Origin of the sequence: Streptomyces sp. NPDC001406, from assembly GCF_042895285.1 — a bacterium.
In the GTDB taxonomy this organism is placed as follows: Bacteria; Actinomycetota; Actinomycetes; order Streptomycetales; family Streptomycetaceae; genus Streptomyces.
In genome coordinates this window covers 52,138-76,600 of record NZ_JBIAWG010000003.1, presented here as the reverse complement: position 1 = coordinate 76,600, position 24,463 = coordinate 52,138, and the positions used below count along the sequence as shown (strand labels likewise).

The following is a 24,463-nucleotide window of genomic DNA, read 5'->3' as shown; positions in this document are numbered from 1 at the left end:
CTCGTTCTGAAGGACGTGCAGTCACAGGATGTAGCCCCGCGTCACGCACCCCACTCCGCCAAAGGCCCCGGCCCGGTCGTCGACGTCGAGCAGGCCGAGGCCGCGCTCGTCGAGCACTACCCGCGCCTGGTCCGGCTCGCCTATCTGGTGCTGCCGCCGGGCCTCGGTCGAGGTCGCCGCGTCCTGACCGCGCACGCCCTCACCCAGCGCGCGCTGCCCCGGGGCCGCACCTCGGCCGCCGCGATCCCGGCCCAGTCGACGGGCCGTGACACGGACCCCGGCTACGCCTTCGTCCGCCTCCAGGTGGTGCGTTCGGCCCTGAAGGCCACCCGGACGCGGGGCCGCGGGATGTGGCGGCTGCCGCCGCCGCTGCCCCAGGTCTGGGGCCTGCGCCTGTTCCCGCGCTCGGGCGGCGCCGACGAACTCGCCCTGGACCAGCGCCTTGCGACCCTGTCCGGCCCGGCCCGTGCCGCGTATGTGCTGCGCGGTCTGGAGCGGCTCGCCGACGGCGACGTACACCAGCTGCTGGCGGCCGCCGGGGCCGAGGACCCGGACGAGGCGCTGCTGGAGGCCGACGACGTCCCCGCGCACCACGGGCTGCTCGCCTCCCCCGAGTTCGACCCCTGCTCGCTGCAGGCCCGGCCCACCGACCTGATGCGGCGCAGGCAGCACACCAAGGCCGCGCTCGCCGCCGCGGCCGCCCTCGCGGTGTGCGGCGCCCTGATCGTCCTGCCGGGCGGCGGCTGGGGCCCCGACGGCGCCGCCGCCCCCGCGTACGCCCAGAACCCTGCGGCCGAGGCCGCCCTCGACCCCGGCCGGCTGACCAGGATCGCGCCCACCGCCTGGAAGACCTCGGCGCGCGCCGACTTCTCCGTCTGGCCCGCGCGCGGCCCCCTCACCGGCGACACCGCCCTGCTGCGCCGCGCCCTCGCCGTCTGGGCCCGCCCCGGGGAGACGGTCCGCCTCTCGGCGACCCCCGGCACCCAGACCGGCGGCCCGGCCGGACCGCCCCAGCTGCTGTACGCGGGCGACGTCGACAACGCCCGCGTGGTGATCCTCTACGACGGCCTGCGCATCGCCCGTTACGCCGAGCCCAAGGACGGCACACAGGGCGCGGCCCTCGACCTCGCCCGCGCCGACGGCGCGACCGGCGTCGGGGCGAGCGCGCTGGTGCTGGGCCGCGCCGACGGCAACGTCCGCTATCTGACGGCTCCCTGGGTGAAGGCGGCCGCCGAGCGGGACCTGACGAAGCCCGGCGCGGGCGCGATGGACCTCGGCCTGACCGACGGTGTCACCGGCCCGCTGGCCAGCCCCGCCATGCAGGGCGGCGCGTGCACGTCGTGGAACGTGCTGCAACTGACCGACGCCTCCGGCACGCAGCTCACCACCGACCTCGGCGAACTGGTCCCCGCCCACCTCACCACGGGCCGGCCCGGCAAGCCGCACGAGGCGAACGGGGCGGAGGCGCTGCGCACCTGGGCGCCGTTCGCCTGCTCGCTGTCCGCCGGGCGCGCGGCGGGGATCAGGAGCGTCAACGCCTGGGCGTTCGCCGATCAGACACTGCCCGAGGACAGCGGGACGGCGAGGTGGGTGTGCACCCGCGCCGAGACCTGGCGGGGCGACGGAACGGCGGCGCTGGCCCAGTTCCACACACCGGGCGGGCGCTACGGGGCGGTGGCGGCCAGGGCGACGGACGTGACGGCGTGCGGCGCGCGTGATCCGCACGTGCTGGCCGGGGTGTTGTGGAAGTCCCACGCGGGGACGTGGTACCTGCTGGCCGCGGGCGGCAGGGACACCGCGTCGATCCGCACGACCGGCGGGGTCACCGCCGCCGGCCGGGGCAGCACACTGGCCGTACCGGCGAAGCAGGGCACCCAGGCACAGCTGTCGGGCACCCTCGACGACGGGTCCGCGCTGCACGGTCTGCGCTAGCCACCGGCTAGCTGACACTTCTGTCAACAAGTAGGGCGCACCAGGGTTCCCCTCGGACTTACCCGCCAGTACATTGACGCCATGTCTAATACGCAGGCCCGGCCGGTGGAGTCCGAGCGGATACCGCTCAAGGCCCGCAAGGTGTCCTTCTCCTGGGAGGGCACCCCGCTGCACTGGGTGCCCGGGGACCCGTTCGCCACGCACACCATGAATGTGCTGCACCTGCTGCTGCCCGCCGGTGAGCGGTGGTTCGTGCACGTCTACAAGCAGGTGCTGCCGCTCATCCGGGACGACCGGCTCCGCGAGGACGTCATCGGGTTCATCGGCCAGGAGGCCATGCACTCCCAGGCCCATGACGAGGTGCTGCCGCACCTCAAGGAGCTGGGCCTCGACCCGACGCCCTACACCGCGCAGGTCGACTGGTTCTTCGAGAAGCTGCTCGGCGACCGCACGCTGCCACCGGGCCGGGCCCGCAAGTGGTGGCTGCTGGAGCGCGTGGCGCTCATCGCGGCCATCGAGCACTACACGGCCTTCCTCGGCGACTGGGTCCTGAACGCCGACGAACTGGACCGGCGCCAGGCCGATCCGACCATGCTGGACCTGCTGCGCTGGCACGGCGCCGAGGAGGTCGAACACCGCTCCGTCGCCTTCGACCTGTTCATGCACGTCGACGGAAGCTACCGGCGCCGGGCGCGCACCTGGGCGACGGCCTTCACCGCGCTGGTGTTCCTGTGGCAGCGCGGGGCCCGCTTCTTCATGGAGAACGACCCCACGCTGCTCGACGGCAAGGCCTCCTTCAAGGACTTCTATCTCAGCGGCCGACGCGGCACCCTGCCCGCGACCGGTGACATGCTGAAGTCCATCCCCCGCTACCTCAGCCGGACCTACCACCCCTCGCAGGAGGGCTGCACCGCACAGGCCGTCGCCTATCTGGCCTCTTCCCCCGCGGCGCAGGCCGCCGAGAAGGGAGCGTCCTGATGCCGAGGCTGCGGACCGTCGTCGTCCTCACGGGCGCCGCGCTGCTGGCCAGACGGGCCCTGCGGCGCCGGGTCCAGGACTCCCCTCTGTGGCCGCTGCCCGCCCTCGACCCGCCGATCTCCGGCCGGCCGCGGTCGCGCGCCCAGCGGCTGCTGGTGACCTCGCACGAGACGGTGGCCGACGGGGTCGTACGGCTGCGCCTGGAGGGACGGGCGCTGCCGCGCTGGGAGCCGGGCGCCCATCTCGACCTGGTGCTGCCGTCCGGGCTGGTGCGGCAGTACTCGCTGTGCGGGGACCCCGAGGACACCTCCTCGTACACGCTCGCCACCCGGCTGGTCCCGGACGGCCGGGGCGGCTCGCGCGAGGTCCACGAGCAGCTTGCCGAGGGCATGGAACTGGAGGTGCGCGGGCCGCGCAACCGCTTCCCGCTGGTCGAGGCGCCCTCGTACGTCTTCGTCGTCGGCGGCATCGGGATCACCCCGGTCCTGCCGATGCTGCGGGCCCTGCCGGAGCACGCCGAGTGGCGGCTGCTGTACGGCGGGCGGTCGCGGGCCTCGATGCCGTTCCTGGAAGAGGTCGAGAAGGTCGCCGGAAACCGGCTGACCGTGGTCGCCGAGGACGAGGAGGGGCGGCCGGACCTGGACGCGCTGTTCGCGGACGTGACCGAGGGAGCCGCCGTGTACTGCTGCGGGCCCGAGGGACTCATGGCAGCGGTCGAGGAGCGGCTCCCGGCGGGCGCCACACTGCACCTGGAGCGGTTCGCGCCGCGCGCGTCCTTCGACGGCAACGCGGAGTTCGAGCTCGAACTCAAGTGCAGCGGGCGGACGTTGACCGTCCCCGCCGACTCCACCGTGCTGGCCGCCGTGCGCAAGGAGCTGCCCGACACGGCGTACTCCTGCGAGCAGGGCTTCTGCGGGACCTGCCAACAGCGTGTGCTGGAGGGCGAGGTGGAGCACCGGGACGAGCTGCTCACGGACGCGGAGCGGGCCGACTCGATGCTGATCTGTGTCTCGCGTGCGCGAAGTGAGCGTCTCGTGCTGGACATGTGACGGTTCCATGTGAACGCAGCGACCGGTCCGGCCCGTTACGGTCCGGATCCGATCGGTAAGGTGTTCGCATGACTACCGGGGTTCGCCGCAGAATGGGAGTGGAGGAGCGACGGCAGCAGTTGATCGGCGTCGCCCTCGAACTGTTCAGCCGCCGCTCGCCCGACGAGGTCTCGATCGACGAGATAGCCTCGGCGGCGGGTATCTCACGCCCGCTGGTCTACCACTACTTTCCCGGCAAACTCAGCCTGTACGAGGCCGCGTTGAAGCGTGCTGCGGAGGACCTGGCCGGCCGGTTCGTCGAACCGCAGGAGGGCCCGCTGGGCCGCCGGCTGCTGCGCGTGATGCGCCGGTTCTTCGACTTCGTGGACGAGCACGGGCCGGGCTTCTCGGCCCTGATGCGCGGCGGCCCGGCAGTCGGCTCGTCCGCCACGAACGCGCTCATCGACTCCGTACGACAGGCCGCGTACGAACAGATCCTTTCGCATCTGCGCGTCACCGATCCGCCCGCGCGACTGGAACTGGTCATACGGTCCTGGATCTCGCTCACCGAGTCGACGGCCCTGATCTGGCTGGACGGCCGGCGCATCCCGCGCGCCGAGCTGGAGGTCCAGCTCGTGCACGACTTCGCCGCGCTGGCCGCGGTGAGCGCCGCCAACGACGACGAGATGGCGGCCCTCCTGCGCGACATGCTCAAGGAAGAGCCGGCCGACGGTCCGTTCACGGACCTGGTCGGCCGGCTCATGTCCCTCGCGTCCTAGCCGTCCTAGCCTTCGACCTTCCGGTAGGACGGATCCAGGTCGCGCACCTCGGCGGAGGCGCGCAGGGTGCCTCCGTCCTCCGGCGTGACATGCCTGCGGAGGAGTTCCAGCACGGCCTCCGTCAGCCTCGCCTTCGTCTCTTCACTGCGCCCGGCGAGGAGCCCGATGGTCACATGCACGATGGCGGGCTGCCGATCCATGGGCTCGTAGGCGTACGCGGAGAGCGCGTCCCGGAACAGTGTCTTGCACGCCTCCGGCTTGGCCGCCGCGATCTCGACGACAGCTTCGTGCAGGGCCCGCGCGAAGCCGTCCATGTCGAAGGCATCCGAGTCCTCCAGCACGGCGGTGTAGTCGACGGTGATCTGCGGCATGGACACTCCTGTTCTACGACGACGCCCCGACCCTACTTCGCCGCCCGGGTGAACACCGCCACGGTCCGCGCCGGAACGGTGAACGTGCCCGAGCCGGCCGCGTAGAAGGAGGTCTTCACCACCGCGTCCGTGCCGTCGGCCTGCACCGGGTGCAGCCGGTAGGCCGCCTGGGCAAGGGCGCCGATCCGCTGCTCCTGCTGCTGCGGCGTCGCGTTGAACACCACGACCAGGTCGCCCAGCTCCATGGTGATCACACCCGGCGTCTCGTCCTTCCCCGACAGCGGGAAGGAGAGCCGGGACTGCACCTGCGCGGCCGTGCCGAGGGAGAACGCCTTCTCCGTCGTACGGATCCTGAGCAGGTCCTGGTACGCGGCCGAGGTACCGGTGATCTGCGGGCAGCCGACGCTCACCGAGCTGAGCAGGGGCCTCGCGTACGACCACTTGGACTCGTTGTCGGCCGCCATGGGCAGCCCGCGTCCGAAGCCGTTGCCGTCCGCGCAGTTCCAGTGGATGGCGTTGAACCAGTCGCCGCTGTCGAAGGAGTTGCGGTCCAGCGACTTGGAGCGCAGCAGGTCGCTGCCCGCCTGGGACAGGGACGGACCCTGCGAGAGGGCGGCCGTGGCCATCGCCAGGACCTGCATCCGGGCCCGGTCGGACGCGGAGGTGTCCTTGGGCAGCTTGTAGGTGAGGGCGTCGAACAGGGACTCGTTGTCGTGCGCGTCGACATAGGCGAGGGCGTCGCCGGGCACGTCCGCGTAGCCCGCGGGCGAGCCGTTGTAGTCGACCTCGGAGCCCTTGACCTCCTTGCCTGCGGTGTCGGTGAAGGTGAAGGCCTTCAGGTTGCCGGACAGGCCCACCTTGATCAGGTCCTGGTAGTGCAGCAGGCGGGCCTTCTGCTCCTCCTTCGTGCCGTTGGCCGTGGACGCGTTGGGGTCGGTGTACAGCCCCGACGCGAAGCCCTGGATACCGGGGTCCGAGTCGAAGGGGCCGCCGCCGCGCACCGCGTCACGGGCCCGGTCGGAGAAGGTGGCGATGCCGGTACCGGCCATGTTCTGCTGCGTGGCCTGCACAAAGCGGGCGTCGTTCGCGACCTCGCCGAAGTTCCAGCCCTCGCCGTAGAGGATGATCTTCTTGCCGTCGACGCCGTCCTTGTCGAGGGTCAGCGCGTCGAGGGCCTTGCGCACGGCCAGGATGTTGGCCTTCGGGTGGTGGCCCATGAGGTCGAAGCGGAAGCCGTCGACCTTGTACTCCTTGGCCCAGGTGACGATCGAGTCGACCACCAGCTTGCCCATCATGGCGTTCTCGGGCGCGGTGTTGGAGCAGCAGGTGCTGTTGGCCACGCTTCCGTCGGCGAGGAGCCGCTGGTAGTAGCCCGGCACGATCCTGTCCAGGACGCTGGTGTCCGACTGGCCGCTGGCCGCCGTGTGGTTGTAGACGACGTCCATCACGACCCGGAGGCCGTCGTCGTTGAGCCCCTTGACCATCTTGCGGAACTGGACCGTGCGCGCGGTGCCGTTCGGGTCGGTGGCGTACGAACCCTCGGGGACCGTGTAGTGGTACGGGTCGTAGCCCCAGTTGTAGGCGTCCTTCGCGGCGGTCTTCGCGACGCACTCCTGCTGCTTGTCGGAGTCGGCCGCGAAGGAGGCCAGGTCGCAGTCGGGGGTGGCCTGGTCGGCCTTCCTCTCGGGAATGGTGGCGATGTCGAAGGCGGGCAGCAGATGCACGTACGACGTGCCCGACTTCGCCAGCTCACGCAGGTGCTTGGAACCGTCGCTGCCCTGGTCGGTGAAGGCCAGGTAGGTGCCCTGGTCCTTCGCCGGGACCGTCTTGTCGGCGACGGAGAAGTCCCGGATGTGCAGCTCCTGGATCTGCGCGTCCTTCAGCGGCACGGCCTTGGGCTTGTGCAGGGTCGACCAGCCACCCGGGGCGAGGGCCTTGTCGTTCAGGTCGACGACCAGGCTGCGCTCGGAGTTCGCGGTGAGGGCGACCGAGTAGGGGTCGGTGACCTTGTTCGTCACGACCTTGCGCACGCTCGGGGCCCAGACCTTCACGACGTACCGGTAGGGCTTGTTCTTCCAGGACGACGGGCCCGTGACGGACCAGACGCCGGTGGTGGCGTTGCGGTGCATGGCCACCTTGGAGCCGTCCAGCTCCAGGGCGACGCTCTGTGCCGTCGGCGCCCAGACGGAGAGGGTCGGCCTGCCGTCGTGGAAGACCGGTCCCAGCTTCGCCTTGGTCGCGTCGTACACGTCGTCGAGGACAGCCGCGATCTGCACACCGGTCGCGGCCAGCACCGCGCCGTTCGCCGCGCGCTGCGAGGCCACGATCTGGCCGCTCAGCGCCTGGCGCACCCGGTCCCGGTCACGCGGGTCGACGGACCAGGCCGTGTAGTCCTTCAGATGCGGGAACTTCGCCTTCTGGGCATCGGTGAGCGTGGTCTTCGTCAGCCGCAGCCAGCGCTCGTCGTCGCTGGTCAGCGTCCCGTCCTTGACGGCGATCGAGCCGTCGTGGGAGGAGAGCAGCTGGGTGGAGACGGCACCGTCGACGCCGTTCCAGGCGACCGTGTTCCGGTCGATCCAGACCGCCTTGGAGGTGGTCAGGTCGAGGGCGGCCGCACTGCCCGCGGGCTGCGGCAGCAGGTACTTCTCCTGGCCGTTCAACAGCCACACCTCGTAGCCGTTGGACTTGAGGTCCAGGGACTGGTCGGCGGGGAGATCCTTGTCGTCGCCCTTGTGGATGATGTAGCTGAGGCTGGTGGCACCGTCGCTGAGCGGCACCTCGAAGACCGCGCCATAGGCATCAGTCTTCACCGGCTCGAGGGGGTTCGACCAGTCGGTGGGGTTCGCGGCGCCCGTCCAGACGTGCAGGCCCCAGCCGTCGTAGTTCCCGTCGGCGCGGTGGTAGTGGATGACCGCCTTGGTCTTGTCCTGCGCGGGATAGTCGGGCCGCTGCGTCAGGACGTCCGTCTTGCCCTGCTCGACCCAGACCTCACCCGTCTTGGTGACGTCGATGGTCCGGTCGGCGGAGACGTCCTTGTTGCCGTCCTTGTCGATCACCAGGAAGCCGACGTTGGAGGCGCCGGACTTCAGCTTGACGTAGGCGAAGGCGCCGTAGGCGTCGCGGCCGACGAAGGGGTGGCTGGCGGGCCAGTTCGTGGCCTCGCCGTCGGCGATGTCGCCCCAGGCGTACAGGCCCCAGTTCGCGTAGTCGCCGTCGGTGCGCTTGTAGTGGACGATCGCGTAGTCGCGGGAGGAGGCCGTGGGGACCTCCGGGGCGGGCGGGGTGCCGGTGGTGCTCGCGGCGGTGGCGCTCGCGGTCCGGCCCGCGGAGTCGATCACGACCGCCTTGTAGCGCAGGGCGGTGCCGGCGGGGACGTCCTTGCCAATGACCTGGGTGACCTTGTACGGGGCGTGGTCGGCGGAGCCGAGGACGCGCCAGTTGCCGTTGCCCACCTGGGCGGCGAAGACGACCCGGTTGAGCTGACCGCCGTCGACGCCGGCGGAGAGCTCGACGGTGCCGGTGGCACCGCTGTCCGGGGCCTTGAGGGTGATCGTCGCCTTGGTGGCGGGCTTGGCGAGGGTGCCGGCCGCCTTGAGGACGACGGCGGAGCCGGCCGGGACGGTGACGGTGAGCTTCTTGTCGGCGTCGGTCTTCGCGGTGGCGTCCGTGCCGTAGATCCCGCGGTACGACATGTCCGCGGAGCCGGTCGCGAAGGTGGCGGTCTTCGCCTCGCCGGCGTTGTTGAAGGCGACGACGTACTCGGCGCCGGCCTTGGCGTCCGTGCGGGTGAAGGCGTAGACGCCGGAGCCGTCGGCCGCGTACCGCTCGGTCTGGACTCCGTCAGCGAGCGCCGGGTTGTCCTTCCGGAGCTTGGCGAGAGCGGCGATCTCCTTGTAGAGCGGTGCGCTCTTGTCGTAGGAGTCGCTCGCGTGGGTGCGGGCGGTGCCGATCTCGTCGTCGTCGAGGTAGTCGGCGACCTTGGAGGCGAACATCGTCTGGCGGGCGTCCTTGTCGCCGCCGGAGCCGGTGAAGCCCTGCTCGTCGCCGTAGTAGACGACCGGGTTGCCGCGGCTGAGGAACATCAGCTCGTTGGCGAGCCGGTCCTTCTTCAGCAGCTCGGCGTCCGTGGCCTTGGGGTTGTCCTGGTCGAGGAAATACCCGATCCGCCCCATGTCGTGGTTGCCGAGGAAGGTGACCTGTTCGTAGGCGTTGGCCTTGTCGGTCGTGTACTTGTAGTCGTCGCCGAAGACCCCGGCCAGCTTCTGCGCGTTGCCGCCCTGGGAGGCGTACTGGCGGGCCGCCTCCTGGAAGGGGAAGTCGAGGGTGGCATCCAGGCGGCCCTGGGTGACGTACGGGGAGGTGATCGAGGCGTCGGCGGAGTAGACCTCACCGAACATGAAGAAGTTCTTGCGGCCGTGCGCGGCGGCGTACTTGTCCAGCGCCGTCGCCCACTGCGTCCAGAACTCCATGTTCACGTGCTTCACGGTGTCGATCCGGAAGCCGTCGACGCCGAAGTCCTTCACCCAGCGCTGGTAGATCTTCTCCATGCCGCTGACGACCTCGGGACGCTCGGTCCACAGGTCGTCGAGCCCGGAGAAGTCGCCGTACGTGGTCGACTCACCGGCGTACGTCGAATCGCCCCGGTTGTGGTACATCGTCGGGTCGTTGAGCCAGGCCGGAACCTTGCTGTTGCTCGTGACCTGCGGGGTGCGCGGGAAGGAGTCGGCGTCGACGGCCGGGAACCTCCTGCGGCCGTCCGCGTAGTCGGAGTCGTCGAAGGGCCGCCCGTCCTTGGTCAGATAGGGGAAGGCGCCCTTGGACAGGTAGTCGTAGGCCTTCTCCTTGTAGTCGACGACGTCGGCGGTGTGGTTCGTGATGACGTCGAAGAAGACCTTCATGCCCTTGGCGTGCGCCTTGGAGATGAGGGTTTCGAGGTCCTTGTTGGTGCCGAAGTGCGGGTCGACCCGGGTGAAGTCGGTGATCCAGTAACCGTGGTACCCGGCGGAGGCGTTGGCGCCCGTGCCCTGCACCGGCCGGTTCTTGAAGATCGGCGCCATCCAGATGGCGGTGGTGCCGAGACCCTTGATGTAGTCGAGCCGCTTGGTCAGGCCCTTGAGGTCGCCGCCCTGGTAGAAGCCCTTGTCGGTGGGGTCGTAGCCGGTGCTCAGGCGTGACCCGGTCAGACCGCCCTTGTCGTTGGACGTGTCCCCGTTGGCGAAACGGTCCGGCATGACGAAGTAGAACTGCTCGCGCGTGTCGTCGTGCCGGGCGGGCTGAGCGGCGAGCTTCGCGTCCGAGGGCGGTGGGGGCGGGGTGTCCGCGTGGGCGGCGAGGGGCTGCACAAAGGCTGCGGCGAGCGCGGCGACGGTGACGGCCGCGACCCGTCGGACAGGGGCGGTTCGGCGCTTCGGCGGCGCCGGCCATCTCGGTATCACAGGCGGGAACTCCTTGCGATTGCGGCTCTTTTGGGTCCGACCCCGCGCGACCGTATCGCTGCCGAAAGGTTTACAGCAAGACCCTTGAAACTCATAGCAAGAAGTTTCAGCGTCAACCTTGACGTGTCCTTCTCAACTGCCGCACGCTCACGGGTTGTTGAAGCCTCACCCTCGCAACTCGAAGCCGCACATGACCAAGCACCGACCCCCGGGCGTCTTCCGCAGGACGGCCGGGGCCATGACCGCCAGCGCGCTCGCCCTGCCGCCGACTCCCGCGCAGGCCGACACGACAGCCAAGGGCGATGTGATCGCGGCTGGTCGTGCAACGCAGACCACAACGCTGCCCGGAACATCTTGCACCTGTACCGGATGGGCCACGCTCTCATCCCGGCTGCCGGGAGGGCAGTCGTCAGGCGCACCCGTGGCGTCAAGCCCGCCACCGCAAGGTAGGTGGGAATCTCCCGGCCTCAACCGGGAGAGCACTTCAAACGGACGCGGTGATCAAACACCGCCGCACAGACCGGCACCGGCTACAACGGCACCACAATCACCAGCCAGTACGACCCTGGAGTGGGACCAGGCGAACTACCACGACTCGTCGGACTGCCCGACCTCCGATCTGACGATCCAGGACTACTCGGACCTCACACAGGTCCGGAACTGCGACATGGTGGGCCTGAGTTTCGACGGCTTCCGCGTGGACGCGGCCAAGCACATCCCGAGGCCGACCTGGCGGCCATCGGGTCCACGCCGACGACATCGGGCATCAACGTCTACGTCGTCGGCTCCATCCCGTCCCTCGGCTCCTGGAACACGGGCGACGCGATCCCGCTCTCGTCGGCGTCCTACCCGACCTGGAGCAAGCCGGTCATCGTCCCCAAGAGCACGTCCTTCGAGTACAAATACGTCAAGAAGGACGGCTCCGGGAACGTGACCTGGGAGTCCGGCACGAACCGCTCGTACACGACGGGCAGTTCGTCCGGCTACACGACGAGCGACACCTGGAAGTAGCAGGCGGGGTTCAGCAGCTCGACCTGCCCGCGTAGATCGCGAGCGCCGTGTTGCTGCCCAAGGTGGCGGTGAACTGCCCACTGGAGTTCACCGTCACCGAGGTGTTGTTCTGGACGTTGCAATAGGTGCCCGCGGGCAGGGACGTCTGGTACGTCCGGGTCAGGGACGAGGACTCGTGGTTGATCGCCACGTAACCCTTGCTCCCCCGGCCGAAGGCAATGGCCTGGTAGCCGTTGTCCCACCAGTTCGTCATCGACTGGCCGCGCGTCGCGTTGCGGAAGGCGACCATCGACTTGATCTCCGGCCAGGCATGCTGGCACTTCCAGCCGTCCTGCCAGCAGGCGTTGACCGTGCCGCCGTTCGGCGGGCCCGCGTCCACGTCCGTCCACTCGTAGCCGGAGTTGATGTCCGGGGCGCCGTAGGGGTAGGCCAGCATGAAGACGTTGGCCAGGGTGTAGTTCGCGCCGTCCTTGTAGTTGAGGGTGGAGCCGTTGCGCTCGGTGTCGTGGTTGTCGACGAAGACACCGGCCACCGAGCTGCTCATATAGCCCCAGCCCTCGCCGTAGTTCTTCAGATAGGCGAGGCGCTCGTTGTTGAAGACGCGCTTGAGGTCGTAGGCGTAGCGGAATTCCTGGACGTCTCCGTTGCCGGTGTACTCGGTGGGCTGGACGGCCTCGTTCGCGCCGTAGATGACCTCCTGCTTCCAGTAGACGGAGGGGTTGGTCAGACGGGTCTTGATGTTGGCCAGGTCCTCCGCGGGGATGTGCTTGGCGGCGTCGATGCGGAAGCCGTCCACGCCGAGGGTGAGCAGGTCGTTCATATAGCCGGCGATGGTCTTGCGGACGTACTCCTCGCCCGTGTCCAGGTCGGCGAGGCCGACGAGTTCGCAGTGCTGGACGTTCCAGCGGTCGGCGTAGTTGGTGACCTGGGCGGTGCAGTCGTCGAAGTCGTAGGAGGAGTACAGGCCTGGGTAGTCGTACTTTGTGTACGACGAGCCGCCGGTGCCGGTGCCGCTGCCCGCCGCCATGTGGTTGACGACCGTGTCGACGACGACCTTGACGCCCGCCGCGTGGCAGGTGTTCACCATGTTCTGGAAGGCCGTGCGGTCGCCGAGGCGGCCCGCGATCTTGTAGCTCACGGGCTGGTACGACGTCCACCAGTGCGGGCCCTGTATGTGCTCGGCAGGCGGGGAGACCTGCACGTATCCATAGCCGGCGGGGCCGAGGGTGTTGGTGCACTCGCCGGCGACCGAGGCGTACTTCCACTCGAAGAGGACCGCGGTGACGTCCTTGGTGCCCGGCGGGGAGGCGTGTGCGGCCGTCGGGGTCATGACAAGGGCGGCGGCCGTGAGAGCCAGCGCCCCGGAGAGGGTTCTACGTACCATGTGGGGGTTCCTTCGTCGTTGAAGGCTCTTGCTGAAACCTTGCTGAAACCTTTCGGTTGGCGAGATGTTAAAGGCCCGCCACCCAAAAGGGCAGCGGGCCGTTGAAAGTTGATGCAAGAAGTTATGCGGCGGTGATCACGCGGTCGTCCACCACACGGTCGTGTCCGCGGGCACCTTCGCCTCGCCGTCGGCCTCCGTCAGTTCGCCGCTGGCGAGCAGGAGACGGCCGTACGCCGGGATCGTCACCGACTCCCCCGTCGTGTTCGCGACGCACACGAACTCCCCGCGCCGGAAGGCCAGGACGCCCTCCGGGGCGCGCAGCCACTCGACGTGGTCGCCGGCGCCGAGGTCCGGCTGCGAGCGGCGGGCGCTCAGCGCGGAGCGGTACAGCTCCAGCGTCGAACCCGGCACGCCCGTCTGCGCCTCGACGCTCAGGTCGGCCCAGGTCGCGGGCTGCGGAAGCCAGCTGCCCCCGCTGCCGAAGCCGTACGACGAGCCCGTGCGGGTCCAGGGGATCGGGACGCGGCAGCCGTCGCGGAAGCCGTCCTGACCGGCGCCCCGGAAGAACGCCGGGTCCTGGCGCACCTCGTCGGGCAGGTCGACGACGTCGGGCAGGCCGAGCTCCTCGCCCTGGTAGACGTAGGCCGAGCCGGGCAGCGCCAGCATCAGGAGGGTGGCGGCACGGGCCCTGCGCAGACCCAGTTCGCGGTCGCCCGCGGTGCGGATCTGGGTGCCGAGGCCGGGCGGGTTGGCGAAGCGGGTGGCGTGCCGGGTGACGTCGTGGTTGGACAGGACCCAGGTGGCGGGGGCGCCCACCGGGCGCATGGCCTCCAGGGTGCGGTCGATGACCGTCCGCAGCTCCTCGGCGTCCCACTCCGTGCCCAGGTACTGGAAGTTGAAGGCCTGGTGCAGTTCGTCGGGGCGGACGTAGTTCGCGGTGCGCTCGACGGTCGGGGTCCACGCCTCGGCCACGAAGATGCGCTCGCCGGCATACTCGTCGAGGACCACGCGCCACTGGCGGTAGATGGCGTGCACGCCGTCCTGGTCGAAGAACGGCATGACATCGTTGCCCAGCAGTTTCAGCTGGTCGTGGGAGCCGAGGTCCGGGAGGCCCGCCGCCTTGACCAGCCCATGGGCGACGTCGATGCGGAAGCCGTCGACGCCCATGTCCAGCCAGAAGCGCAGGATCGAGCGGAACTCGTCGCCGACCGCCGGGTGCTCCCAGTTGAAGTCGGGCTGCTCGGGGGCGAACAGGTGCAGGTACCACTCGCCGGGAGTGCCGTCCGGCTCCGTCACGCGCGTCCACGCCGGGCCGCCGAAGATGGACTCCCAGTCGTTGGGCGGGAGTTCGCCGTTCTCGCCCTTGCCGGGGCGGAAGTGGTAGCGGTCGCGCAGCGGCGAGCCCGGGCCCTCGGCCAGCGCGCGCTTGAACCACTCGTGCTGGTCGGAGGAGTGGTTGGGGACCAGGTCGACGATGATGCGCAGGCCCAGTTCGCGGGCGTCACGGATCAGCGCGTCGGCGTCCAGGAGGTTGCCGAACATGGGGTCCACGGCGCGGTAGTCGGCGACGTCGTAGCCGGCGTCGGCCTGCGGCGAGGCGTAGAAGGGGCTGAGCCATACGGCGTCCACGCCGAGGTCGCGCAGGTACGGAAGTCTGGAGCGTACGCCCTCCAGGTCGCCCATGCCGTCGCCGTTGCTGTCGGCGAAGCTGCGCGGATAGACCTGGTAGATCACCGCGTCCCGCCACCAGTCGCGGCGCTTGGCTACGGTGACGACGGCGGCGGTCGGGGCCGGGGCGGCAGGGTGCTGCTGGCTCATGGCGTCCTTGATGCGTAACTCGGTTCGGGTCATGGGGGTCTGCGTACGGCGGCGGGTGTACGGCGGGGGTGTATGAGGCGGCCGCGGTGCCGGCGGGGTCGGAAGGGCACCGCGGCCGCCACCCGCGCGGTCAGGCGCGCGGGAGCCTTTTCCTTGAGGGGCTCAGCCCTTCGTGCCGCCTGCGGTGAGGCCGGTCACCAGGTTCTTCTGCACGAGGTAGAAGAACGCGGAGACGGGTATCGCGACGAGCACGGCCGTGGCGGCCATCAGGTTGCGCTGCGCGTCGTGCTCGCTGACGAAGCTCTGCAGACCGACGGCGAAGGTGTACTTGCTGTCGTCCAGCATGAACGTCGAGGCGAAGGCGACCTCGCCGAAGGCGGTGATGAAGTTGTAGAAGGCCGCGACGGCAAGTCCGGGCTTGGCGAGCGGCAGGATCAGCCGGGCGAAGGTGCCGAAGGGGCTCAGGCCGTCGACGCGTCCCGCCTCGTCGATCTCGAAGGGGATGGTGTCGAAGTACCCCTTGAGCAGCCAGGCGCTGTAGGGAACCGCGGTCGAGCAGTAGACGAGGATCAGGCCGAGGTAGGTGTCGATGAGCTGCAGGTCCGAGAGGATCTGGTACATCGGCACGATGAGGACGGCGATCGGGAACATCTGGGTGACCAGCAGCACCCACATCAGCTTCTTGTAGCCGGGGAAGCGCATGCGGGAGACGGCGTAGCCGGTGGTGGCGGCGACCATCACACCGATGACCGTGGTGCCCAGCGAGACGATCAGCGAACTCTTCATCCAGTCGAAGAAGTTCGTGTGCTGGAGGACGAACGAGTAGTTGTCGAACGTCATCTTCGACCAGATGCCTGCGGGGTGGAGGTAGTCGTCCTTGTCCGGGCCGAGCGAGAGGAAGACCAGCCAGGCGATCGGGAAGAGCGCGATCAGGCTCGCGGCGACGAGGATGCCGTGGGAGGTGAGGGAGGCGATGAGGCCGCGCTCGCCCCGGCGGCGCGCGGGGCCGCGGTTCTGCGCGGCAAGAGCCTGCGGGGTCACCGGCTTGTCGGCGGTGATCTCGGGAGGTGTCGTGGTGCTCATGGGGGCTCCTGCCTCAGATCGCGAGCTGCTGCTCGTTGCGGTTCAGCCAGCGGCGGTAGAACGAGGTGAAGACGATCAGGATGGCCAACAGCAGGATGCCGTAGGCGGCGGACTGAGCGAAGTCACGCGGCTGCTGTCCGAAGCCGAGGTAGTAGGCCCAGGTGACCAGGATCTGCGCGTCGGGGGCGGTGTTGCCGAACAGCAGGAAGATGACGGCGAACTGGTTGAACGTCCAGATGATGCCGAGCAGTACGACGGTGGAGCTGACGGACCTGAGCCCCGGAAGGGTGACGTACCGGAACCGCTGCCAGGCGTTGGCGCCGTCCATCTCGGCGGCCTCGTAGAGGGTGGAGTCGATGGACTGCAGGCCGCCGAGCAGCGAGACCATCATGAACGGCACACCGCACCAGGTGTTGACCATGATGGCGGCGAAGCGCTGCCAGAAGGTGTCCTCCAGCCAGTCCGGTGTCGGCAGGTTGAGCGTGTGGAGGAAGGAGTTGATGATGCCGCCGTCGGCGAGCATGAAGCGCCAGCCGAACACGGTGACGAAGGTGGGCACGGCCCACGGCAGGATCAGGATCAGCCGGTAGAAGGTGCGGCCGCGCAGCTTCTGGTTGAGCAGCAGGGCGAGGCCGAGGCCGATGCCGTAGTGCAGGGCGACACAGAGCGCCGTCCATACGATCGTCCAGATGAAGTGCGACCAGAAGCGGTCGTACGACGTCGGGCCGAACAGGATGTCCTTGTAGTTGTCGAGGCCGATGAACTTGTATGTCGCATCGATGTGGTTGACGCCGATGGTGCGGGCCGTGTTGAGGCTGTTGGCGTCGGTGAGGGTCAGATAGAGGCCGTACACCAGGGGGTAGATCACCAGGACGCCGAGCACGACGGCCACCGGGGCGATCATCGCGTAGGCGTACCAGTGCTTCTGGAATCCGTGCTTCAGGCGCTGGCCCAGCCCGGGCCGAGGCGCGCGGTCACCGCGGCGCTTGCCGGTCGCGCGGTCGATGGCGACTGTCATGGTTCGACACCTTCTGGATGTTCAAGGGGGACGGGCTGGGCACGGCCGGTGGCCGCCGGATCTCTCCCCCCATCTTTCTAGGGAGATCCGGCGGCCACAGGGGGCTTACTTGCTGAAGTCCGGAACCAGCTTCTGGATCGCGAGCTCAGCGTTGCTCAGGCCCTTGTCCAGGGACTCCTTGCCGCCGGCGATCTTGGGCAGCTCGGTGTCCAGCGGGCCCCACAGGGAGCTGTACTCGGGCAGCGCGGGGCGCGGCTGGGCGGCGGCGAGGACCGTGCCGTAGCCGGCGATGCCCGGGTCGGCCTTGACCTGGTCGGTGTAGGCGTCGTCACGGGTGGGCAGCGTGGAGTTCTTCAGGGCGATGGTCGACTGGGACTTCGCCGAGGTCATGAAGTTGACGAACTTCAGCGCGGCGGCCTGGTGGGCCTTGTCGGAGCCGGCGTAGACCGAGAGGTTGTGGCCGCCGGTCGGGGCGCCCGCCTTGCCGGAGGAGCCGGCCGGGACGGTGGCGATGCCCAGGTTGGACTTGTCCTTGAAGGCCGAGCCCTTGTAGAAGTTCGTGATCTCCCAGGGGCCCTGGACGATCGCGGCGACCTTGCCGTTGACGAACGCGTCCTGGATGTGGGCGTAGGCGTCCGCGGTGGTGTCGGCCTTGTGCAGGCCCTTGCCGGAGAAGAGGCTCAGCCAGGTGCCGTACGCCTTCTTGGCGGCGTCGGAATTGACCGTGATCTTCTTGGCGGAGGCGTCGACGGTGTCGGTGCCCTCGCCGTAGAGGAAGGACTGGGCGTAGTAGGCCTGGGTGGAGCCCCAGTAGCCGTCGACGCCGGCCTTGGCCTTGAGCTTCGCGGCGTCGGCCTTCAGCTCGGTCCAGGTCTTGGGGGCCTCGCTGATGCCGGCCTTCTTGAAGAGGGCCTTGTTGTAGACGAGCGCGAGGGTGTCGGTGACGATCGGCACACCGTACGTCTTGCCCTCGTACTGCGCCTGCGTGATCAGGTTGGACTTGAACTTGTCCTTGTCCGCGAGGGCGTCGGTGCCGTCCAGCGGCAGGAAGTAGCCCTTCTTGGCGAAGGCCGGGGTCCAGCCGACCTCGGAGCGCAGCACGTCCGGGGCGCCCTTGGAGCCCGCGGCGGTGTCGAACTTGTTCTGCGCCTGGTCGAAGGGCACGTTGACGTACTTGACCTTGATGTTCTTGTTGGCGGCCTCGAAGTCCTTGATCAAGGCCTGGTACGTCGGTGCCTCATTCGTGGCGTTGGACGTGTCCCACCAGGTGATGGTGACCGGGCCGTCCGCCTTGTCACTGCCGCTGTCGCTCCCGCCGCACGCCGTCGCCGTGAGGGCGAGGGACGCCACCAGCGCGGAGGCCGCTATGCCACGCCGCATGAGTTCTCCTTGAGGGTTAAAGCCCGAGTGGTGCAGAGAGCGGTCCCGTCCGCCGCTCCTGCGACTTGCCGACTGCGCCTTTGCGGCCGCCGGGCGTCGAGAACGTAACAGCGATGTAAGCGTTGCGAAAGACCTTGCAGAAAAAAAGTGCAAGAGAACACGAGGGTTACCTCGTTGTGACCTCGGCTAGACCCCGCCGCAACCCTGCTGCCCAGCCGATCAGCGGGCAGGCGCACACTTGTGCAAGACTCTGCAAGCTCTTGCCACAGCTTTCCAAGACGGGAATCATCCCTTGCGGAACGGACGCCGACCAGCCGACCCGAAGGACGAGGGAGCGCGATGACGCAGCAACCCACAGCGGGCCGTGGGGCCGCTCGCGCACGGCGTCCCATTGGTGCGCAAGGTGAGGTACGGCCGGTACAGTCCGGTGCCGTGACCACACGGCTTGCCGACATCGCAGCGCAGGCGGGGGTGAGCGAAGCGACCGTAAGCCGCGTCCTCAACGGGAAGCCGGGCGTCGCCGCCACCACCCGCCAGTCCGTGCTGGCCGCGCTGGACGTGCTCGGTTACGAGCGTCCGGTACGGCTGCGGCAGCGCAGCGAGGGCCTGGTGGGCCTGATAACCCCGGAGCTGGAGAACCCGATATTCCCGGCGCTGGCCCAGGTCATCGGCCAGGCGCTGACCCGGCAGGGCTACACGCCGATTCTGGCCACGCAGACGCCGGGCGGGTCGACGGAGGACGAGCTGACCGAGATGCTCGTCGACCGCGGGGTCGCCGGGATCATCTATGTCTCCGGACTGCACGCGGACACCACCGCCGACATGCAGCGCTATGAGCGGCTGCGGGCGCAGGGTGTGCCGTTCGTGCTGGTCGACGGCTTCTCGCCGAAGGTGCAGGCGCCGTTCATCTCGCCGGACGACCGGGCGGCGATGACGCTGGCCGTGACGCACCTCGCCTCCCTGGGGCACACCCGCATCGGTCTCGCCCTGGGGCCGAAGCGGTTCGTGCCGGTGCAGCGCAAGATCGAGGGCTTCGTGCGCGCGATGCAGGACCAGGTGGGGCTGAGCGCCGAGGTGATCGAGACGGAGCTCGTGCAGCACTCGCTGTACACCCTGGAGGGCGGCCAGGCGGCCGCCACGGCGCTCATCGAGCGCGGCTGTACGGCGGTGGTCTGCGCCAGCGACATGATGGCTCTCGGTGCGATACGGGCCGCCCGGCAGCGGGGTCTGGAAGTGCCCCGGGACGTCTCGGTGGTCGGCTTCGACGACTCCCCGCTGATCGCCTTCACCGATCCGCCGCTCACCACGGTCCGCAAGCCGGTGCCGGCGATGGGGCAGGCCGCGGTGCGCACGCTGCTGGAGGAGATCGGGGGGACGCCCGCTCCGCACAGCGAGTTCGTCTTCATGCCGGAACTGGTGGTGCGCGGCTCGACCGCTTCGGCCCCGGGGGAGCGGAATCGTCCCTGATTCCTCCCTGATCCGATTCCTCCCTGATCCCTGCCTGGTTCCTGAACCCGCCTGGAGTCCTCCCTGAGGGGGAGAAATCCCCCATTCCGCACACTGCGCTGGTAGGAGGCCCGGGAGTCGTCCCGCGGTAGAACGTGCGGCAGGAACCCGACCTTGGGATGATCGGTCGGACAAGCCTTTTCTGGCAGACTCTGTGCCTATGAGTGACTCGACCGTGACAGAACCGGAAGGTCGCGAGCAGGTGGCCGTTCCGCAGGCCGTCACGGGCGAGGGCGAACAGGGTTTCCTCCGCCGGTTGCGCACTCCGCGGCGGCCCCGTCTCTGGTTCGAGGTCCTGCTGATCGCGGTGAGTTACTGGACGTACTCGCTCATCCGCAACGCGGTTCCCGAGCAACGGGGTGCGGCGCTGCGCAACGCCGACTGGCTCTGGAGGACCGAGCACCGGCTGGGAATCGCCGTCGAGGAGTCGGTCAACCACACCGTGAACTCGGTGTCTTGGCTGGTCGTAGGCATGAACTACTACTACGCGACGCTGCACTTCGTGGTGACGCTGGCCGTGCTGGTGTGGCTGTACCGCAGCCACCCGGGCCGTTACGCGGCGACACGTCTGGTGTTGTTCGCGACGACGGGCGTGGCCCTGGTCGGTTACTACCTGTATCCGCTCGCCCCGCCCCGGTTGATGAACGGCGGCCACTTCGTCGACACCGTGATGGTCCACCACACCTGGGGTTCGATGGCCTCGGGGGATCTGAAGCACATGTCGAACCAGTACGCCGCGATGCCGTCGATGCACATCGGCTGGTCCCTGTGGTGCGGCCTCACGATCTTCGCACTGGCCAAAACCCCGTGGATCCGCGTCCTGGGCCTGCTCTACCCGGCGTCGACCCTGCTGGTCATCGTCGCCACGGCCAACCACTTCTGGCTGGACGCGGTGGGCGGCATCCTCTGCCTCACCTTCGGCTACACGGTGGCGGGCCTGTGGTACGGCACCCTGCCGTACGCACTGCCGCGCGTGGTGCCGGGCCGGGGCAGGGTGGGCCCCCTACTCCCGAACAAGGCGTGACCGCTGCGCGGCCCGGCCGGGGGTTCAGCCGGGTACGGCACCGCCGGTCGACACCGTGTCGGCTCAGCGCCGTGGCGGCGGATTCTGGTGAGCGGCGGTGTTCTCGCGGCTGTGGGGTTGCGGGCGACGGCGCAGCCGGGGGCGACGGCAGGGGCCGTGGGGCCGCAAGGGCGCCGCGGAGTACGCCACCACCGGTCGACACTGCGGCCACAGCACCTCGCGGCGGGCCGTGACCGGCGGTCGTGATGCCTCGCGGCAGTGCGCGAGCGGTGCGGCTGCGCGGCCGGGCAGCAGCCGCACCCGCCCTCTGGGGCCGGCGGCCCCATAACCCGCCGCAGCGGCGCCCGGCCACGACGGCGGTGACCGGCGGTTTCACCGCGTACCCGGACCACCATGGCTTTCACACGCCCCCGAACCGCCACGGCAGTGACACCCACGCGCCCCAACCGCCACGGCAGTGAAGCCCCGCAGCACCAGTGAACCCCCCTGCCGAACCGCCGGAGGCTCACGCTCCGTAGAAGAGTTCTTCCACTACCGCCCGTGCCCTGCGCGTCGTGCGGCGGTATGCGTCGAGCATGTCGCCCGCGTGGCCGGGGCCGTAGCCGAGGTAGCGGCCCACCGCGGCCAGTTCGCGGCTTTCCGAGGGGAACGTGTCGCCGGCTCGGCCGCGGACCAGCATGACCGCGTTGCGGACGCGCGTGGCGAGGACCCAGGCCTCGTCCAGGGTCGCCGCGTCCTCGGTGGAGATCAGGTCCGCCGCGCGGGCGGCGGCCAGCGCCTCGCGGGTGCGCGTGGTGCGCAGGCCGGACTCCACCCAGCCGTGCCGGAGCTGCAGCAGCTGGACGGTCCACTCGACGTCGGAGAGGCCGCCGGGGCCGAGCTTGGTGTGGAGCTTGGGGTCGGCGCCGCGGGGCAGGCGCTCGGACTCCATGCGGGCCTTCAGGCGCCGGATCTCGCGGACCGCCTCGTCGCCGAGGCCCTCCGCCGGGTAGCGCAGGGGGTCGATGAGCTCGATGAAGCGGCCGGCCAGTTCCTCGTCCCCGGCGACCGGCTCGGCCCGCAGCAGCGCCTGCGACTCCCAGACCAGGGACCAGCGGCGGTAGTAGGCCTCGTACGACTTCAGGGTCCGTACGAGCGGGCCCGACTTGCCCTCCGGGCGCAGGTCCGCGTCGATGAGCAGGGGCGGGTCGGCGCTGGGGATCTGGAGCAGGCGGCGCATCTCGGAGACGACCTTGTTGGCCGCGTCCGCGGCCTCCCGTTCCTCGACGCCCTCCCGTGGCTCGTGGACGAACAGGACGTCGGCGTCGGAGCCGTATCCCAGTTCGTTGCCGCCGAACCGGCCCATGCCGATGATCGCGAAGCGGGTCGGCAGCGTGTCGCCCCAGCCGTCGCGGACCACGGCCCGCAGCGTGCCCGCGAGCGTCGCCGCCGTGAGCTCGGAGACCGCGGTGCCGACGCGGTCGACCAGTGCTCCCTGGTCGGGCTCGGCGGGCTTCGTCTCGGTGCCGTAGGAGTCGACGATGTCCGCGGCGGCCGTACGGAACAGCTCCCGGCGGCGCACGCCACGCGCGGCCGTGACGCCCTGCGCCGCGTTCTCGCCGCGGCCGACCGCGGCGAGTATCTCCTGCTCCAGGTGCGCGCGTCCGCGCGGTTCCAGCCCGCTGCCGCCGTCGCCGTCGCCGAGCAGGGCGACCGCCTCGGGGGCGCGCATCAGCAGGTCGGGGGCGAGGCGCCCGGCGGACAGGACGCGGGCGAGGTTCTCGGCCGCGGCGCCCTCGTCGCGCAGCAGCCGCAGATACCAGGGTGTCTTGCCGAGCGCGTCGGAGACCTTGCGGAAGTTGAGCAGGCCCGCGTCGGGGTCGGCGGAGTCCGCGAACCAGCCCAGCAGGACCGGCAGCAGGGTGCGCTGGATGGCTGCCTTGCGGGTGACGCCCGAGGCCAGCGCCTCCAGGTGGCGCAGGGCGGCGGCGGGGTCGGCGTAACCGAGGGCGACCAGGCGTTCGCGTGCCGCCTCGGGGCTCAGCCGGGCCTCGCCGGGGGCGAGCTGGGCAACGGCGTCGAGCAGCGGGCGGTAGAAGAGCTTCTCGTGCAGGCGCCGTACGACGCCCGTGTGCCGCTTCCACTCCCGGGTCAGCTCGGCCACCGGGTCGGCGCGCAGGCCCAGGGAGCGGCCCAGGCGGCGCAGGTCGGCCTCTTCCTCGGGGACGAGGTGGGTGCGCCGCAGCCGGTAGAGCTGGATGCGGTGCTCCATGGAGCGCAGGAAGCGGTAGGCCTCGTCGAGCTGGACGGCGTCGCCGCGGCCGACGTAGCCGCCCTCGGCCAGGGCCCTGAGGGCGTCCAGGGTGGTGCCGCTGCGCAGCGAGGCGTCGGACCGGGCGTGCACCAGCTGCAGCAGCTGGACGGCGAACTCGACGTCCCGCAGACCGCCGGGGCCGAGCTTCAGCTCGCGCTCGATCTCGGCGGCGGGGATGTTCTCGACGACGCGGCGGCGCATCTTCTGCACGTCGGCGACGAAGTTATCGCGTTCCGCGGCCTTCCAGACCAGGGGGTCGAGCGTGGCGATGTAGTCCTGCCCCAGTTCGCTGTCGCCGGCCACCGGGCGGGCCTTGAGCAGCGCCTGGAACTCCCAGGTCTTGGCCCAGCGCTGGTAGTAGGCGAGGTGGCTGCTGAGGGTGCGGACGAGCGGGCCGTTGCGGCCTTCGGGGCGGAGATTGGCGTCCACGGGCCAGATGGAGCCCTCGACCGTCGTCTCCGAGCAGATCCGCATCATGTGCGAGGCCAGTTTGGTGGCGGACCGCAGTGCCTTGCCCTCGTCGGCGCCGTCCAGGGCCTCGCCGACGAAGATCACGTCCACGTCGGAGACGTAGTTCAGCTCGTGGCCGCCGCACTTGCCCATCGCGATCACCGCGAGCCGGCACAGGGCCGCGTCGTCGGGAGCGGCGGCCGTGGCGATGCCCAGGGCGGCGCGCAGGGTGGCGGTGGCGAGGTCGGCGAGCTCGGCGGCGGTCTCGGCGACTCCGGTGGTGCCGCACACGTCACGGGCGACGATGGACAGCAGGCAGCGGCGGTAGGCGACGCGCAGGGAGACCGGGTCGATCGCGCCGGCCAGGCCCCGCTCGAACTCCTCCACCCCGGGGTGCAGGTCGCGCGGCTCGTAGGTGACGAGCGCCTCCCAGTCGCGCGGGTGCCGGGCGAGGTGGTCGGCGAGGGCGGCGGAGGCGCCGAGGACGCCGAGCAGACGGTCGCGCAGGGGCTTGGCGGCTATCAGGGTGTCCAGCAGCTCGCGGTGGGCCGTGGGGCCGGGCTGGGCCTCCAGGAGCCGTACGAGTCCGTGCAGGGCGAGGTCCGGGTCGGCGGTGGCGCCCAGCGCCTCCAGGAGGACCGGGTCGTCGCGGACGGCGGAGAGCTCGGCGCTGTCCAGGAGCCGCTCGGCCGCCGACGGGTCGGTGAAACCGTGCCGCAGCAGCCGCGTGAAGGTACTGCTCCTGCGCCCCGGCGTCATCCGCGGCCTCCCCTCGGATCAAGGTCGTCCTGGCCCGAGCCTAACCGCAGAGCCCGACACCGGCTCCGAAGCGGTCGGCGAGGAATTCCGCCGCCGCACCCGCCTGGTCCGCGGTGGCCGAGCCGCTCCGGATCTCCACCGTACGGCCGGACGGGCGACCCCACGCGCGAGGAGCGCGAGGCCCGCAAGGGAGGGGCCACGGCGTAGCCCCTCC

Annotated in this window: 15 protein-coding genes and 1 pseudogene; 8 read left to right on the top strand and 8 right to left on the bottom strand. The window is 70.0% G+C overall.

Annotated elements, in window-relative coordinates; genetic code table 11:
• Positions 1 to 15: 15 nt before the first annotated feature.
• The 4 genes from ACFY1J_RS07660 (at position 16) to ACFY1J_RS07645 (ending at position 4,717) form a co-directional block, all read left to right on the top strand.
• The gene (locus tag ACFY1J_RS07660; protein ID WP_390730863.1) at positions 16 to 1,932 is read left to right on the top strand and encodes a hypothetical protein; all 1,917 of its coding nucleotides are present in this window, start codon (positions 16 to 18) and stop codon (positions 1,930 to 1,932) included.
• A gap of 81 nt (positions 1,933 to 2,013) precedes the next feature.
• Entirely contained in the window at positions 2,014 to 2,910 is an 897-nt protein-coding gene (locus tag ACFY1J_RS07655) for a metal-dependent hydrolase (protein ID WP_363298832.1), read from the top strand.
• On the top strand, positions 2,910 to 3,959 hold the full coding sequence (locus tag ACFY1J_RS07650; protein WP_390730862.1) for a PDR/VanB family oxidoreductase: 1,050 nt from the start codon (positions 2,910 to 2,912) through the stop codon (positions 3,957 to 3,959). The genes ACFY1J_RS07655 and ACFY1J_RS07650 overlap by 1 nt, the downstream gene beginning before the upstream one ends.
• A 68-nt stretch (positions 3,960 to 4,027) precedes the next feature.
• Positions 4,028 to 4,717 carry a TetR/AcrR family transcriptional regulator gene (locus ACFY1J_RS07645; protein ID WP_390709282.1) on the top strand — a complete coding sequence of 230 codons (690 nt, stop codon included), beginning with the start codon at positions 4,028 to 4,030 and terminating at the stop codon, positions 4,715 to 4,717.
• Positions 4,718 to 4,722: 5 nt separating this feature from the next.
• Here ACFY1J_RS07645 and ACFY1J_RS07640 read toward each other — a convergent pair whose 3' ends face one another.
• Together ACFY1J_RS07640 and pulA are read right to left on the bottom strand one after the other, a co-directional pair.
• Positions 4,723 to 5,088, bottom strand: coding sequence for a 5-carboxymethyl-2-hydroxymuconate Delta-isomerase (locus ACFY1J_RS07640; RefSeq protein WP_390709283.1), 366 nt, complete (start codon positions 5,086 to 5,088; stop codon positions 4,723 to 4,725).
• Between the two features lie 32 nt (positions 5,089 to 5,120).
• Positions 5,121 to 10,523 (bottom strand): pullulanase-type alpha-1,6-glucosidase, encoded by a 5,403-nt coding sequence (pulA, locus tag ACFY1J_RS07635; protein WP_390730861.1) that lies wholly within the window; start codon positions 10,521 to 10,523, stop codon positions 5,121 to 5,123.
• 306 nt (positions 10,524 to 10,829) lie between these two features.
• Here pulA and ACFY1J_RS07630 point away from each other — a divergent pair.
• Positions 10,830 to 10,973 (top strand): annotated as a pseudogene (locus tag ACFY1J_RS07630) (RNA-guided endonuclease TnpB family protein); the annotation flags it as partial.
• A gap of 120 nt (positions 10,974 to 11,093) precedes the next feature.
• A complete protein-coding gene (locus tag ACFY1J_RS07625) occupies positions 11,094 to 11,534 on the top strand; it encodes a carbohydrate-binding module family 20 domain-containing protein (protein WP_390730860.1) in 441 nt (146 codons plus the stop codon).
• Between the two features lie 10 nt (positions 11,535 to 11,544).
• On the opposite strand, the gene ACFY1J_RS07620 is transcribed toward ACFY1J_RS07625, so the two are convergent.
• The 5 genes from ACFY1J_RS07620 to ACFY1J_RS07600 all read right to left on the bottom strand — a co-directional run bounded on the left by ACFY1J_RS07620 (position 11,545) and on the right by ACFY1J_RS07600 (position 18,217).
• On the bottom strand, positions 11,545 to 12,918 hold the full coding sequence (locus ACFY1J_RS07620) for an alpha-amylase family protein (protein ID WP_390730859.1): 1,374 nt from the start codon (positions 12,916 to 12,918) through the stop codon (positions 11,545 to 11,547).
• Positions 12,919 to 13,053: 135 nt separating this feature from the next.
• Positions 13,054 to 14,736, bottom strand: a complete 1,683-nt coding sequence (locus ACFY1J_RS07615) for a glycoside hydrolase family 13 protein (protein ID WP_390709350.1) — start codon at positions 14,734 to 14,736, stop codon at positions 13,054 to 13,056.
• A 162-nt stretch (positions 14,737 to 14,898) separates the two neighbouring features.
• Positions 14,899 to 15,819 (bottom strand): sugar ABC transporter permease, encoded by a 921-nt coding sequence (locus tag ACFY1J_RS07610; RefSeq protein ID WP_390709287.1) that lies wholly within the window; start codon positions 15,817 to 15,819, stop codon positions 14,899 to 14,901.
• Positions 15,820 to 15,832: 13 nt separating this feature from the next.
• Positions 15,833 to 16,837: a carbohydrate ABC transporter permease gene (locus ACFY1J_RS07605; protein ID WP_390709288.1), complete on the bottom strand. Its 1,005-nt coding sequence runs from the start codon at positions 16,835 to 16,837 to the stop codon at positions 15,833 to 15,835.
• 105 nt (positions 16,838 to 16,942) lie between these two features.
• Positions 16,943 to 18,217 carry an extracellular solute-binding protein gene (locus ACFY1J_RS07600; RefSeq protein WP_390709289.1) on the bottom strand — a complete coding sequence of 425 codons (1,275 nt, stop codon included), beginning with the start codon at positions 18,215 to 18,217 and terminating at the stop codon, positions 16,943 to 16,945.
• Positions 18,218 to 18,649: 432 nt separating this feature from the next.
• Here ACFY1J_RS07600 and ACFY1J_RS07595 point away from each other — a divergent pair, with 432 nt between their 5' ends.
• Together ACFY1J_RS07595 and ACFY1J_RS07590 are read left to right on the top strand one after the other, a co-directional pair.
• Positions 18,650 to 19,684, top strand: a complete 1,035-nt coding sequence (locus ACFY1J_RS07595) for a LacI family DNA-binding transcriptional regulator (protein ID WP_363298842.1) — start codon at positions 18,650 to 18,652, stop codon at positions 19,682 to 19,684.
• 199 nt (positions 19,685 to 19,883) lie between these two features.
• Positions 19,884 to 20,747: a phosphatase PAP2 family protein gene (locus ACFY1J_RS07590; protein ID WP_390730858.1), complete on the top strand. Its 864-nt coding sequence runs from the start codon at positions 19,884 to 19,886 to the stop codon at positions 20,745 to 20,747.
• A gap of 505 nt (positions 20,748 to 21,252) precedes the next feature.
• Here ACFY1J_RS07590 and ACFY1J_RS07585 read toward each other — a convergent pair.
• Positions 21,253 to 24,249, bottom strand: coding sequence for a bifunctional [glutamine synthetase] adenylyltransferase/[glutamine synthetase]-adenylyl-L-tyrosine phosphorylase (locus ACFY1J_RS07585; RefSeq protein ID WP_390709291.1), 2,997 nt, complete (start codon positions 24,247 to 24,249; stop codon positions 21,253 to 21,255).
• Between the last annotated feature and the right edge of the window lie 214 nt (positions 24,250 to 24,463).